The organism is Planosporangium spinosum, from assembly GCF_049999945.1.
GTDB classification, from domain to species: domain Bacteria; phylum Actinomycetota; class Actinomycetes; order Mycobacteriales; family Micromonosporaceae; genus Planosporangium; species Planosporangium spinosum.
Genome location: NZ_JBLYUB010000006.1, coordinates 68,136 through 81,623 on the forward strand (window position 1 = coordinate 68,136; position 13,488 = coordinate 81,623).

Consider the following 13,488-nt stretch of genomic DNA (forward strand, 5'->3'; position numbering starts at 1 on the left):
TCGGCCGGTGCTCCCGCGACCCCGGTCAGACCGTGAGGGTCCAGGTGTTGAGGGTTCCACTGTCGATGAGGTACCTGTCCTGCACCTTCAGCTGCCAGGTGCCGTCCGCGGCCTTGCTGGACAGGTTGACGGTGTAGGTGGTGTCGACGTTGGCGGCACTGTCGTAGCCCTCCGTCTTCAGCCGGTACGAGCTGCCGTCCGGCGCCACCAGGTCGATGCGCAGGTCGCCGCGGTAGGGGTGACTGATGTGCACCTCCACCTTCGACGACGCCGAGGCGCTACGGCCACAGCCCGAGATGGTGATCGGGCTGGTCACCGCCGCCCCGCCGTCGGGGATCGCCACGGCGGTCCCGTTGGTGCCGGTGCAGCCGGTGGGTGGCGGGGGAGGCGGCGGAGGGGTCCCGCCGTTGCCCACGTACAGCAGCTTGTTCGGCGAACCGGTCCCCGGGCTGCCGACGACGTTCGAGGTGGCGTTGTTCACGAGGGTGTCGCGAACCTGCTGCGGCGTGTAACCGGGGTTGGCCGCCAGCACCAGCGCGGACGCGCCGACGACATGGGGGGTCGCCATCGACGTACCGCTGATCGTGTTCGTCGCGGTGTCATTCGTGTTCCACGACGAGGTGATGTTCACGCCGGGCGCGAAGATGTCCAGGCAGGTGCCGTAGTTGGAGAACGACGCCTTCTTGTCGGTGTTGTCGGTCGCGCCGACGGTGATCGCCTCGGGCACCCGCGCGGGCGAGGTGTTGCACGCGTTCTGCGCGATGCCCAGGGCGTTGCCGTTGCCGGCGGCGATGCCGTAGGTCACGCCCGCGGCGATCGAACGCTGGACCGCGGCGTCCAGGGTCGCGTCCACGCCACCGCCGAGGCTCATGTTGGCCACGGCAGGCTTGACGGCGTGGGTGGTCACCCAGTCGATACCGGCCACGACGCCCGAGGTGGTGCCGCTGCCCTGGCAGTCGAGGACGCGGACGGCGACCAGTTGGACGCCCTTCGCGACGCCGTACGTGGAGCCGCCCACCGTGCCAGCGACGTGCGTGCCGTGGCCGTTGCAGTCGTTGGCGTTACCACCGCTGGTGACGGCGTCGAAGCCGGGAGTGGCCCGGCCACCGAACTCGCTGTGGCTGACCCGGATGCCGGTGTCGATGATGTACGCGCGCACGTTCGACGCGGTCGTCGGGTACGTGTAGCTGCCGTCGAGCGGCAGGTTGCGCTGGTCGATCCGGTCCAGCCCCCAGGTCGCGCCGGCCTGGGTGTCCGCGACCGTGACGATCCCGTCCTTCTGGACGTACGAGACGGCCGGGTTGGCCGCCAGCCGGCGCGCCTGCGTCTCGCTGATGCCCTTCACCGCGAAGCCGCGCAGGGCGTTGCGGTACGTGTGGCGCAGCGATCCGCCGGACGACCTGGACAGGTCGCGCGCCCACGCGTCGACCCCCTGGGCCTGCGTGGCCGTGTCCTTGAGGACGACGATGTAGCTGTCGGGCGCGACGTTGGTGGTTCCCGCGTCGCGGACGGCGGCCTCGGCCGGTGTGGCAGCCGAGGCCGCACCACTCGCCGAGAGCGCCGTGGCCGTCGCGGCGACCGTGGCGAGTCCGAACAGCGCGAGCCGGTGCCCCACACCGGGTGCGCGCGGTCCGGACCTCCCGTTCTCTGGGAGCATCATCTCCCACTCCTCCCTCTGGTTGGCCGGTCCGCCGTGCAGTGGCGCCGTTCAGGCAGCGCGGATGGTCCGGTTGGAGAGAGGGTATTGGGACGAGCGGTTACCCGCCTAGATATAGATATTGAATAGTGCGATCACCGTACCGACCAGGAAATCCGGTACGCGCACACGCGCCGTGACCACCGTGACGGGGCGGTTCCGGCGTTACGTACGAACAACGCCACGGTGGGTGACCGACGCGGGCATCGTCGAAAGGGACGATCGGCCGTACCCGACCATCGGCAAGGGTGCCGTCGAGGGTATGGGGCCCGGTCGGGCCGGGTCAGCGGCGGGCGGTGCTCTGGGCGTACAGCAACTCCAGGATGGAGCGGGCCGCCTCGAACCAGCGGTCCAGCCACTCCTGGGTCGGCATGCTGCCCTTGGGCGGCAGCTCCAGCAGCAGCCCGCGCAGCAGCGGATGATCGGCCAGCGGCTCGGCGGCGGCGTCGAACCACCGGTCAGCGGAGTAACCGGGGTCGTCGAGCTCGGTCTCCACGAGGTGGGGCGTCCGCAGCGACGACGCGATCGGGTTGGACATGTCGAGCGAGCCGTTGATCCGGTGGACCGTCGGGGTGGCACCGTTGTGCCCGCCGAGCTGTGCGCCGAACCGGTCGTCGGCGCTCGCCGCCCCGTTGCTGCCGTAGTTGTCGGAGCCTGTCGTCATCGTGTCCCGCCTAATCTGTCCTCGGATCTGCCTCGGTCGCCCGGGCGGGTCGACCGCACGGCACCTGGCACGGCCGTGCCACACCGCCCGGTACAACGAAGATCAGCGCGGGGAGCGACGCCCGTCACCGTTCCGCTTTCCCGGTGGCGGGCGCTCCGCATTCCCGGTGGCGGGCGCGCGATCCGTCACAGGTCGACGGCGCGATCCTTCACAGGTCGAATTCGCCGTCTTTGGCGCCTCCCACGAAGGCGTCCCACTCGCTCTGGGTGAACAGCAGTACCGGACCGTCGGGATGCCTGGAGTCCCGTACGGCGATGGCACCGTCGACGAAAGCCACCTCGACGCAGTTGTCGGAGGACGCCCCGCTCCGGTTGCTCCTGCGCCACCGGGCACCGTCGAGGTCGACCCGCAGGCCCTTGGCCACTATCTCCACTACAGCTCCTTCACCAATCCGGCGATCATCGCGATCGCGTGGTCCGGGGGAAGTGCGTTCGCCCGTAGGTGGTCGAAGACGAACGCGTACCGCTGAAGCTCCTCCTCCTTCTCCAGGAAGAGACCACCGGCGGCGTTCGAGACGAAAACCACATTCTGGCTGGTCGACCCCTCGTACAGCAGCATCGTGAACGCTCCGTCCATGCCGGAGTGTGCGCCCGCCGCGAACGGCAGGACCTGCACCGTGACGGTCGGCAGGTCCGCCGTCCGCAGCAGATGGTCGAGCTGCTCGCGCATCACCCGACGCCCGCCGACCGGCCGGTGCAGCACCGCTTCGTCGACGACGATCCAGACCGCTGGCGGATTGTCCTGAGTGAGCAGTGCCTGACGGTTCATGCGGAGATGAACCCTCTTGTCGGCCTCGTCGGCATCCAGGTCGGGCCAGCCGTGACGGACCAACGCCCGCGCGTACCCCTCGGTCTGAAGCAGACCCGGTACGGTCAGCGCCTCGTACCCGCGGATCGCGTGGGCCGCGGCCTCGAGCCCGACGTACGCCCCGGTCAGGACCGTGCCGTGAAGCTGCCACCAGCCCTTCTGCCGCGCCTCGCGCGTGCAGCGCAGCAGGAGGTCGACCTCCTCAGCCGGCACGTCGTACACCGCGGTCAGGTCCCGCACGTCGCGGGGAGAGACCCCGGTCTGACCGGCCTCGATCCGCGCGAGCCGGGCGGCCGACCAGCCGAGCCGCCCGGCCGCCTGCTCGACGGTGACCCCGACGGCCTCCCGCAGGTGTCGCAGATGCATGCCCACCTGCCGGCGACGCACCGTCGGACCGCTCCGAGGACTACTCACGGCCACCTCCGCAGGCAGAGTGCCCGCGATGCCGACCCCGGATCGGTCCGCGGTCCGACTCGCGCGCGACGTGAAGCCCGACCACCCACACCGCTCGACCCGACTCTATTACTCAATCGGACCGCCGGAGGCACCTAACGGACGATGATGGCCGCTCAAGATGGGCGACAAGATCTGGAACTTGCGTTGATCCAGGTTGTGGTGCAACCTGTGGGTACGGCTCGGGTTACTCACTGTTCATCATGGACTCGGACAAAAGGGCGTGTCGCATACGGACCGTCAAGTTTTGGTCGGGTGTGATGGCGCCCATGCCGGGGTACAACAAATCGGCGGCCACCCGCAGCCGACATCCCCGGGTGTTCGGTGGCTTCCGGACTGCACGGACGTGTTCGCCGGACGCGTCTGCCCGCCACGACGGAGCGCCAGACGCGGTGACGGGGCTCCACCGTCACCGGCCGGACGAACGACGCAGAGAAGAGGAGTCGGTGTGCTACCCAGAGCTGGTGACGTACTGCGCGTGACTAGGGCGGCGAGCGTGCAGTTCCTCGAGCCGATGCTCTTCCGGGTGATCCGCGTGCACGACTGGCCGACCTACGACGGCTGGGCCTGGCTGGACGGATACCAGCTGAACGCCGCGGGCGACGCCGTGGAGCGCAGGTCGATCTTCGTACAGCTCAAGGGACTCCAGCCCGGCACCCTGGCCCCCATGGGCGGCGGCCTGCGGTCGCGGGCGAACGTGGCCTGAGGGTGGCATCTCCCGGCCGGGCCCGATGACGGGCTCCGGACCCCACTGACCCGCCGTATGCGACGGGCGGCGGTCAGGCCGGGCCCGCCGTATGCGACGGCCCCGCCGTCGGCGGCGAGGACGCAGTCGGCGCCGGTGTCGCCGTCCGGGTCGGTGTGGGCGTGGCCGCCGGAGGCGCGGCCACGATCAGGGTCACCCGGGTACCCGGTCCGACCATCGTGCCGGCGCCCGGCTGGGTAGCGGTCACCGTTCCCGGCGCCACCCCCGCCGTGAAGCGCCTGATCACGGTGTACGTCAGCCCCATCCCGGTCAACCGCTCCTTGGCCGACGCCTCGCTCTGACCGGCGAGGTCGGGTACGCCCACCTGAGCCGGCGCCGTCGCCGTCGCCGTCGCCGCCGTTGGCGGCGCGGACGTCGGGGCCTCGGTCGCCGGGGCGGTCACGGACGGCACCGGCGTACCGGACGGCGTCACGCTGAAACCGGGCACCGGGGTCGACGGCCGCCCGAAAGCGGTGAAGATCAGCCACAGCCCGGTGCCGAGCATGGCCAGCAGGATCGCCACGACCACCGTGATCACCACCGGGCGGACCCAGGCGCGGTCGCGCTCCGGCGGCCCGGACTCCTGCTCCCACTCCTGTGGCACCTGATCGCGTACCGGCACGTCCTCCACCGGCGCCGGAACGCGAGCGGCCCAGATCTGCGGCGTCACCCGCCGGGTCGCCTCGTCCGCCGGCAGCCGCCGGGTCGCCTCGTCGCCGGTCGGCATCGGTCGCGTGGTCCCGGGGTCGTCCGGCAGGCGACGGGTCGCCTCGTTCTCCGCGTGGTCGTCGGCGAACGGGTCGAACGTCGACGTCGGCTCGCCGCCCGGCATCGGCCGGGTCGCCTCACCGCCCTGAGCGTCCCGCGACGACGGCACCCGCCCGTCGTCGCGAGCATCCTCATCCACTGGGTCGCGCTCATCGGCCATAGGTCCATCTCATCAGAAACCCGGCCGCCGATGCCGAAGCGGCCGTTCGTGGCGTGCGGTGTCAGGGCTCGCCCCCGACGGCCACTGGGCGTACTCTGCGCGGCATGGCGGCGCGTGGATGGGCTAACTCGACGGTGACCGCGATCGGTGTCGCGGCCGGCGCCGGTGCGGCGCAACTGGGGCTGGCGTACGGGCTGGGCGTCGTCGTCTGGCAACCGGTACGCGACGCGGCCGGCGAGAGCCTCTGGCTGGCCAGTCTCACCTGGGCCCTGTGGATCGCCGCCACCTCGACCGTGCTCGGAGCGGTCTACGCGAGTGGGGTCGGCATCCGGGCCGCCCGGGCCGACGCCGCCGGGAGAGCGGACGCCGCCGGGAAGGCGGACGCCACCGGGAAGGCACCGGTCATCGACGCGACGGCACCCGGCGGCACCGAACCGGCCGCGGCGGAGCGCGGCGGCGCGCGCCCGCGTACCCGTGCGGTCGATCTGGTCTGGCGGATCGCGATCGCGCTCGCCGCGGCGATCGGTGCCCTGGTGACCGTGCCGCTGGTGATGCTCCCGGCCCGGGCCGCACACCGGGCCGACACGTTCCAGCCGCAGGTCACCGCCGGCGCGTACGCGGTGGTCGGCGTCATCGTCGGCCTGATCGTCGCGATCCTGGCGGTCAACGTGCGGGTGATCGCCGCCAACGTCATCGCCTCGACGGCGTGGGCGGGGCTCATCGCCGCCGTGTCCGTGGTCGACACGGTGCGCGTCGGCCGGACGGTCGGCACCGCCCAGCTCGTGACGTGGCAGTTCACCGACCGGGGCTGGTTCCGGGACACGCTGTACCTGCCCGGTGCCCTCCTGATGCTCGGCGGTGCCCTGCTCATCGGCGTGTTCGCCGCCCTGCCCGCCGACCGGCGCCTCGACAACCGCGTCGGCATCGCCGTCTCCGGTACGTTCGGGCCGCTACTGGTGGCGGCGGCCTACTTCCTGACCGCGCCGAACCTGACGGTACGCGCGGAGCAGCTGTCGTCGTACCTGCTCGCGCCCTACGCGGTGATCGCGGGGCTGGCCGGCTCCGCCCTCGTCGCGGTGCTGGGTCCGCTCCGCCCCCGCCGTGAGCGGCCCCGCACCCCGACGGCCGGCCCGGCGCTCGCGGGTTCCTCGGCGGATCGGGTCGACGAGCCGGAACTGACCGAGTGGACGCGCACGCTCTCGGTCGACCCGGAGCCGGCGCCGGCGCCCGCCGGCCCGCAGGCCGGCCCTGCGGTGCCGGTCGCTGGGCAGCCCGCCGGCCCGCGGCCGCTCGCACCGGCCGCCGCCCCGCAGCCGGTGGCCACCGGCGCCGGCGCTGCGGCGCCGCACGCGGCCGGCCGCGCGACGGTCACCCAGACGGCACCGGCACCGGCATCGGCAGAGCCGGCGGCGCAGTCGGCCACGGCGCAGCCGGCCGAGCCGGCGTCGAAGTCCCGCAAGCCGCGCGGCGCCGGCGGTCGCGCCTCCCGGTGACGCCCGGTCAGCCGATCGGCCAGGTGTGCACCGGCTCGTTGTCGGCCAGGTAACCGCTGTAGCGGCGCAGCATCTCGCGCAGCGCCGACAGTCGGTCGAGGTTGCGGTCGTGCTCCAGCGCACGCACCGTCTCGGTCTGCCAGACCGCCCCGTTTCGCCGGCTCACGCAACGCGCCTCGATGATGCCGAGCAGGCGGTCGCGGGTGACCGGGTCGACGCCGAACCGGTCGAGACCGTCGTACGCCTTGGGCAGCAGCTTTTCGAGGACGAGGTCGGTCACGCGTACCTGGCCGAGGCGCGGCCACCAGACGGTCGACGCGATGCCGTCGCGGGCGGCGGTGTGGAAGTTCTGCTCGGCGGCCGAGAACGTGAGCTGCGTCCAGATCGGCCGGTCGGCTTCGGCCAGCTCACGGACCAGTCCGAAATAGAACGCGGCGTTGGCGAGCATGTCGACCACGGTCGGCCCCGAGGGCAGCACCCTGTTCTCCACCCGCAGGTGCGGCCGGCCGTTCATCACGTCGTACACCGGGCGGTTCCACCGGTAGACGGTGCCGTTGTGCAGCCGCAGCTCACCCAGGCGCGGCACGCCGCCGTTGTGCAGCACCTCGACCGGGTCCTCGTCCTCGGTGATCGGCAGCAGTGGTGGAAAGTAGCGGACGTTCTCCTCGAACAGGTCGAAGATCGACGTGATCCACCGCTCCCCGAACCACACCCGTGGGCGTACCCCCTGGGCTTTCAGCTCGTCGGGCCGGGTGTCGGTGGCCTGCTCGAACAGGGCGATCCGGGTCTCGGACCATAACTGGTGGCCGAACAGGTACGGGGAGTTGGCCCCGATCGCGACCTGGATACCGGCGATGGCCTGCGAGGCGTTCCAGTGACAGGCGAAGTCATCCGGAGCGACCTGGAGGTGGAACTGCACGCTGGTGCACGCGGCCTCGGGCACGATCGAGTCGGTGGAGGCCTGTAGCCGTTCGGTACCCCGGATGTCGAGCTCCATGTCCTCGCCCCGGGCGGTGATGATCTGCTCGTTGAGCACCCGGTACCGCGGGTTGGCCGAGATGTTGTCGAGCACGGTGTGCGCCTGGGTGAGGGTCGGCAGGATGCCGATGAGGACGAGCTTGGCGTTGTGCTTGTGGGCCCGCTCGTCGGCGTGCGCGAGACTGGCCGACACGTCGCGCTCGTACTCGTCGAACCCGTGTCCGGAGATCAGCCGGGGCCGGACGTTTATCTCCAGGTTGAACTGCCCGAGTTCGGTCTGAAAGGAGGGGTCGGCGAGCTCGGCGATGACCTCGGCGTTGCGCATCGCCGGCTGCGCGTCGTCGTCGATGAGGTTGAGCTCGATCTCCAGCCCGGTCGTCGGGCGGTCGGCGTCGAACCGGAAATCGTGGAGCATCAGCGCGAAGACGTCCAGGCACCTGCGGACCTTACGCCGATAGCGCACTCGATCTTCGCGGCTGAAGGAAGCCTGCGAAACGTCCTTGCCCATCGACGAATCCACCCCTGCCCGTGTCCTCGGACCTCAACCGTAGGAGCGCGTCCGCCCGTACCGCTAGGGGCAAACCGGACCCGGTTCAGCGCACGGTGAGCGGCAAAGTGCGGACAGTCGGCGATGCTCCGCTCCGCCCGGGGCGTACCCGCTCGCCCTGTCACCCCATCGTCGACCTCCCGTGATCTCGACGTCGCCCACTGGAACGACACGCGTACCTTTCTCACCATGGGGTGCCGGAGCTCTCACCATGGGGTGCCGGAGCGCGGAACCGGAATGAGTGGCGTCGGCGGGAACGACCTGGGCCGACGCGCGCGAACAGCCACTCCCACACGCGGATACACCCGGCTCACGATCCCACTCCCCGGTCCTTCCGATTTTATTGCTGCCTCAAATACAACCTTTACAACATTCAACTCATCAATTAATAACTGCTAAGGTGGTTAGGTGACCGAGCACCTGTTCGACGACCCGAGGATCACGGCGATGGGCCTCCTGACGGAGGCGTTCACGGGGCTGACCACCCGCATCTCCGAGCAGTTGTCCACCCACGGAGTGTCGATCGTCGAGTTCGAGGTGCTCATCCGGCTGGCCCGCTCCCCCGAGAGCCAACTGCGGATGACCGACCTCGCGGCCCAGACGCAGCTCACCACGAGCGGCGTCACCCGGGTGGTCGACCGGCTGGAGCGCAGCGGGCTGGTGTGCCGGGCAGCCTGCCCCACCGACCGGCGCAGTTCGTTCGCGGTGATCACCGACGCCGGTCAGGCCCGGCTGCAGGGGGTGCTTCCCGGGCACGTCGCACTGATCGAGCACTGGTTCACCAGCCGGCTCACGCCGGACCAGTTGGCGCAGGTGCTCGACTCGCTGCGCGTCGTGCGCGACGCCGTTCGCCCCGAGGCGACCTCCGGTGCGACCCGCGCGAACGGCAACGGCTCGGCCGCCCGGCAGCAAGGGTCCAGCTCGGTCGCACGGTAGGCACGGGAGCCGGCCCCGCCGCCCGACGGGTAAACAGAGCCGGTCCGGCCGCGCGATACCGGAAACCGACTCCGCCGGACCGTCGCCCGACCGGCAGAAGTACCGGCAGAACTTGATCCGAGAAACGGTTCAACACTCCGATATCTACCCATTTTCCCCGCCCTGGCTGGGTACTCTTCGCTCCCGGGGAGGCACCAACGGGATCCGGCACGGACGAAGAGGTGGGGCCATTTGGGGGCCTTCGTCCGTGCCACCCATGCCCGTCACGGTCCCCATCCGGGTTGTGGTCTCGCCCTACCGGAGACCACAACCCGGCGCGGTCCGGCGCTCACGATCCCCTCCGCCGTTCGAGTCGCCATTCCGGGCCCGCCATTCACAGCCCGCCATCCGGTACCCACGGTCCGGTGTCTGCGCCCACCTCGCTCACTCGACGCCGAGCAGCGCCCGGTCCCGGGGCAGGAGAACCACGGCGCCCCGCTCGCACAACTCCGTCAGCCGCGCGCGCACCGCGCTCCGGTCATCCGCGTCGTCCGTACCCGCCACCGCCCCGACCAGCGCCTCCACCACGTCGCGAGCGTCATGGTGTCCGAGCAGGGCGGCGGCTGACTCGAACAACTTGACCGCGTGCGTCCGCTCGCCACGGGCCAGCGCCAGGTAACCGCCGACCAGTGTGCGGGTACCGTCGGCGCCCGGGCCGGCGTCGGCGAGCGTCGACCGGACCGCCTCCGCCTCGGCCACCGCACCCGACTCGGCCAGTGCCAGGGCCACGGTCCCCTGTACCCGTACCCGGTGGCCCGGGTCGCCGACCTCGGCCAGCAGCGCGAGTGCCCGCTGTCCGGTCTCGACCGCGCTGGCGTACCGCCGGTCCAGCCGCGCCACCTCCGCCAGGTTCGCCAGCGCGACCGCCTTCAGCCGGACGTCGTCGGCCTCGCCCGCGAGCCTGATCACCCGCGCCAACCGGCGCTGCGCCCCGGCCAGGTCACCGACCCGGATGTCGTGCCGGACCAGGAGGTTGTGGGCGACGGCCACCTCGCGGGTCCGACCGGTTCGGGTGGCCAGCTCCAGGAGCGCGTCGGCGTGCCGACGGGCCTCGGCGTGCCCACCGGCCGCCAGCCACAGCCGGCCCAGCAGCGCATGCCCGGCGAGTTCGCCGCCGACGTGGCCCAGCCGCTGGAACGTCTCCAGTGCCTGGCGGGCCCCGGCCAGTTCAACCACGCCCTCACCGTGCTCCATGGCCAGCGCCGCGGCGCCGAGCCGCGCCGACGCCACCACGGCCGGGTCGGCGGTCACGCTCCGCGGGTCGGCGAGCAGCCGGTTCAGGCACTCCCGGCCTTCCCGGTCCCGCCCCCGGAACCGCCACCACAGGGTCAGCGACCCGGCCAGCCGCAGGGCGGTCACCGGCTCGGCGTCCGCCGCGTGGTGCAGCGCCGCGTTCAGGTCACTCAGCAGGTGGTCGAGCAGCGAGACCGCCGCCGGCATGGTGGGTCCGACCAGATCGGTGGCTGTTCTGGCGGCACGTTCGGCGAACATCCGGGCATGCCGGGTACGGACCTCGTCCAGGTGCCCGTTCTCGGCGCAGCGCTCCAGAGCGAAGTCGTGCACGACGTCGAGCAGCCGGAACCGCAGTGGGCCGGAGGCCCGGACACTGACCAGGCCGAGCCCGACGAGCCGGTCCAGTACCGCTTCGACGTCACCGACGATACCGCCCAGCAGCTCCTCGGCCAGCTCCAGCGACCAGCGCCCGGCGAAGGCCGCGAGCCGCTCCAGTGCCAACTGCTCGGTGTGGTCGAGCAGCCGGTAGCTCGCCGCGACCGCGTCGCGCAGGGTCTGCCCCTCGGGCCGGCGGTCGCCGAGGTCGAGCACGCGGTGGCCGTACCGGTCGAGGATCTCGGACAGTTCGAGCACCCGGCCGCGCGCGGCGGCCAGTTCGATGGCGAGCGGGAGCCCACCCAACCGGCGCACCAGGTCCCTGAGCACCGGTACCTCGGCCGGCTCGACCGGGTGGCGGCGCACCTGCCGCAGCCGTTCCAGAAACAGCGCGACCGCCGGGTACGTGGTGAGCTCCGCCAGGCTGGCGGTCGCGCCGCGCGGCGGCACCTCAAGCGGCGCGACCGGCCAGGCGACGACGCCCGGCAGGTCGACCGGCCGGCGGCTGGTCATCAGTATCCGCATCCGTGGCGCGTGCGCGCGCAGCCAGGCCAGCGCGGCGGCGCACGCCGCGGGTGCCCGGTCCGCCCCGTCGACCATCAGCAGCGTGGGCTCCCCGGCACAGCGCTCGGAGAGGTCCGCGGCGCGGGCGACCCCGAACACGGAGGCGGTACCGGCGAGGATGTCGTCGACCGACGAAACGTCGGAGATGGACAGTCCCGCGACCCCACCGGGGAACCGGTCGGCGACGTGGTGCACGACGGCGAGGGCGAGGCAGCTCTTACCCACCCCGGCGAGGCCGATCAGCAGGACCACGTCGTACGCGGCGAGCAGGCCGGCCACGTCGCGGAGGTCGTCGTCGCGGCCGACCAGCGGCAGCGGCGGCGGCAGGGCGATCGTGCGGTGCGGCGGACCCGCCTGGCCGCTGTCCGGTTCCCGCGCCCCGGCCTCACCGGTCCGTCCCCGGGCGGTGGCAACGAACCGGGTACGGGCCGCGCCGGTCAGCCCGAGCGCGTCGGCGAGCAGGTCGACCGTGCCGCGCTGCGGCCGCGTCGACCGGCCCCGCTCGAGTTCGCGTACGGTCCGGACGCCGACCCTCGCGCGGGCGGCCAACTCCTGCTGGGTCAGCCCGGCCGCGCGGCGGTGGGCCCGCAGGACAGCGCCGAATCCGACCCCGGGCGTCGGACCTTCAGCGCTCACGCTGAGGAAGGCTACGCAGCCACCTCATCGATGCGAACCACTTCGTCCCCGTTATGACGGCCGGGCGGCAAAAAGACGACACTTTGCCGTCTTGGGCAATTGCCGGGCCATGCTTGTGCCGGGGACGCTCGTGATGCTGCCCGAGGCAGGCGACGAATGGTCAGAGGCCGAGTTCACGGGCGATGATCATCCGCTGGACCTCGGACGTACCCTCGCCGATCTCCAGGATCTTCGCGTCGCGGTAGAAGCGACCGACCGGGAACTCGTTCATGAACCCGTACCCGCCGTGGACCTGGGTCGCCTCCCGGGCGTTGGCCATCGCCGCCTCGCTGGCGTGCAGCTTGGTGACCGCGGCCACCCGCTTGACGTTCTCGCCCGCCACCAGCCGGGAGGCGGCGTCGTAGTACGCCAGCCGGGCGGTGTGCGCCCGCAGCTCCATGTCGGCGATCTTGAACTGGATCGCCTGGAAGTCGCCGATCGGCTGACCGAAGGCCCGGCGCTCCTTCGCGTACGTCACCGACTCGTCCACGCAGCCCTGCGCCAGGCCGACCGACAGCGCGGCGATCGCGATCCGCCCCTCGTCGAGGGTCTGCAGGAACTGCGCGAAACCGCGGCCGCGCTGGCCGAGCAGGTTGCCGGCCGGCACCCGTACGTCATCGAAGATCAGCTCGTGGGTGTCCGAGGCGCACCAGCCGACCTTCGAGTACCCCGGTTGCACGTGAAAGCCCGGCGTACCGGACGGCACCATGATGGCCGAGATCTCCTTGCGCCCGTCCGGGGTCTGTCCCGTCACCGCCGTGACCGTGACCAGCGCGGTGATGTCGGTACCGGAGTTGGTGATGAACGCCTTCGAACCGTTGATGACCCACTCGTTGGTCGCCTCGTCCAGCCGCGCCCGGGTCGCGGTACCGCCGGCGTCGGAGCCGCAGCCGGGCTCGGTCAGCCCGAACGCCGCGAGGTTCTGCCCGCTGAGCAGCCGGGGCAGCCACTCCCGCTTCTGCTCGTCGGTGCCGAACCGGTAGATCGGCATGGCACCCAGCGAGATCGCCGCTTCGAGCGTGATCGCGACACTGGAGTCCACCCGCGCCAGCTCCTCCAGGGCGAGGCAGAGCGCGAAGTAGTCGCCGTCCATCCCGCCGTACTCGGCCGGGAAGGGCAGGCCGAACAGGCCCATCTTGCCCATCTGGCGGACGATCTCGTACGGGAACGCGTGCCGCTCGTAGAAGTCGCCGATCACCGGCGCGATCACGTCCCGCGCGAACTCCCGTATGGTCTGCCGCAGCGCCTCGTGCTCCTCGCTGAGCCTGAAGTCGGGCATCGGAAACTCCTTGGAA

The 13,488-nt window shown here is 71.5% G+C and carries 11 protein-coding genes; 3 read left to right on the forward strand and 8 right to left on the reverse strand.

Annotated features, from left to right (window positions below; all coding sequences use genetic code 11):
* Positions 1-25 precede the first annotated feature (25 nt).
* From ACNTMW_RS10395 to ACNTMW_RS10410, 4 genes are all read right to left on the reverse strand, one after another.
* A complete protein-coding gene (locus tag ACNTMW_RS10395; protein WP_426633439.1) occupies positions 26-1,657 on the reverse strand; it encodes a S8 family peptidase in 1,632 nt (543 codons plus the stop codon).
* A 322-nt stretch (positions 1,658-1,979) separates the two neighbouring features.
* Positions 1,980-2,360 (reverse strand): hypothetical protein, encoded by a 381-nt coding sequence (locus tag ACNTMW_RS10400; protein WP_426633228.1) that lies wholly within the window; start codon positions 2,358-2,360, stop codon positions 1,980-1,982.
* 208 nt (positions 2,361-2,568) lie between these two features.
* The gene (locus ACNTMW_RS10405) at positions 2,569-2,793 is read right to left on the reverse strand and encodes a DUF397 domain-containing protein (RefSeq protein WP_426633229.1); all 225 of its coding nucleotides are present in this window, start codon (positions 2,791-2,793) and stop codon (positions 2,569-2,571) included.
* Positions 2,793-3,593 carry a helix-turn-helix domain-containing protein gene (locus tag ACNTMW_RS10410; protein WP_426633230.1) on the reverse strand — a complete coding sequence of 267 codons (801 nt, stop codon included), beginning with the start codon at positions 3,591-3,593 and terminating at the stop codon, positions 2,793-2,795. The genes ACNTMW_RS10405 and ACNTMW_RS10410 overlap by 1 nt, the downstream gene beginning before the upstream one ends.
* 535 nt (positions 3,594-4,128) lie before the next feature.
* On the opposite strand from ACNTMW_RS10410, the gene ACNTMW_RS10415 reads away from it, so the two are divergent.
* Positions 4,129-4,386 (forward strand): hypothetical protein, encoded by a 258-nt coding sequence (locus tag ACNTMW_RS10415; RefSeq protein ID WP_426633231.1) that lies wholly within the window; start codon positions 4,129-4,131, stop codon positions 4,384-4,386.
* A gap of 73 nt (positions 4,387-4,459) precedes the next feature.
* Here the strand turns inward: ACNTMW_RS10415 and ACNTMW_RS10420 are convergent, their stop codons facing one another.
* Entirely contained in the window at positions 4,460-5,332 is an 873-nt protein-coding gene (locus tag ACNTMW_RS10420) for a PASTA domain-containing protein (protein WP_426633232.1), read from the reverse strand.
* Between the two features lie 125 nt (positions 5,333-5,457).
* On the opposite strand from ACNTMW_RS10420, the gene ACNTMW_RS10425 reads away from it, so the two are divergent.
* On the forward strand, positions 5,458-6,846 hold the full coding sequence (locus ACNTMW_RS10425) for a hypothetical protein (RefSeq protein WP_426633233.1): 1,389 nt from the start codon (positions 5,458-5,460) through the stop codon (positions 6,844-6,846).
* A 7-nt stretch (positions 6,847-6,853) separates the two neighbouring features.
* On the opposite strand, the gene ACNTMW_RS10430 is transcribed toward ACNTMW_RS10425, so the two are convergent.
* Complete coding sequence (locus ACNTMW_RS10430; protein WP_426633234.1) at positions 6,854-8,332, reverse strand: glutamate-cysteine ligase family protein; 1,479 nt, start codon at positions 8,330-8,332, stop codon at positions 6,854-6,856.
* A 486-nt stretch (positions 8,333-8,818) separates the two neighbouring features.
* Between ACNTMW_RS10430 and ACNTMW_RS10435 the strand changes: the two genes are divergently transcribed.
* Positions 8,819-9,307 (forward strand): MarR family winged helix-turn-helix transcriptional regulator, encoded by a 489-nt coding sequence (locus ACNTMW_RS10435; protein WP_426633440.1) that lies wholly within the window; start codon positions 8,819-8,821, stop codon positions 9,305-9,307.
* Between the two features lie 423 nt (positions 9,308-9,730).
* On the opposite strand, the gene ACNTMW_RS10440 is transcribed toward ACNTMW_RS10435, so the two are convergent.
* Positions 9,731-12,154 (reverse strand): ATP-binding protein, encoded by a 2,424-nt coding sequence (locus tag ACNTMW_RS10440; protein WP_426633235.1) that lies wholly within the window; start codon positions 12,152-12,154, stop codon positions 9,731-9,733.
* Positions 12,155-12,314: 160 nt separating this feature from the next.
* On the reverse strand, positions 12,315-13,472 hold the full coding sequence (locus tag ACNTMW_RS10445) for an acyl-CoA dehydrogenase family protein (RefSeq protein WP_426633236.1): 1,158 nt from the start codon (positions 13,470-13,472) through the stop codon (positions 12,315-12,317).
* Between the last annotated feature and the right edge of the window lie 16 nt (positions 13,473-13,488).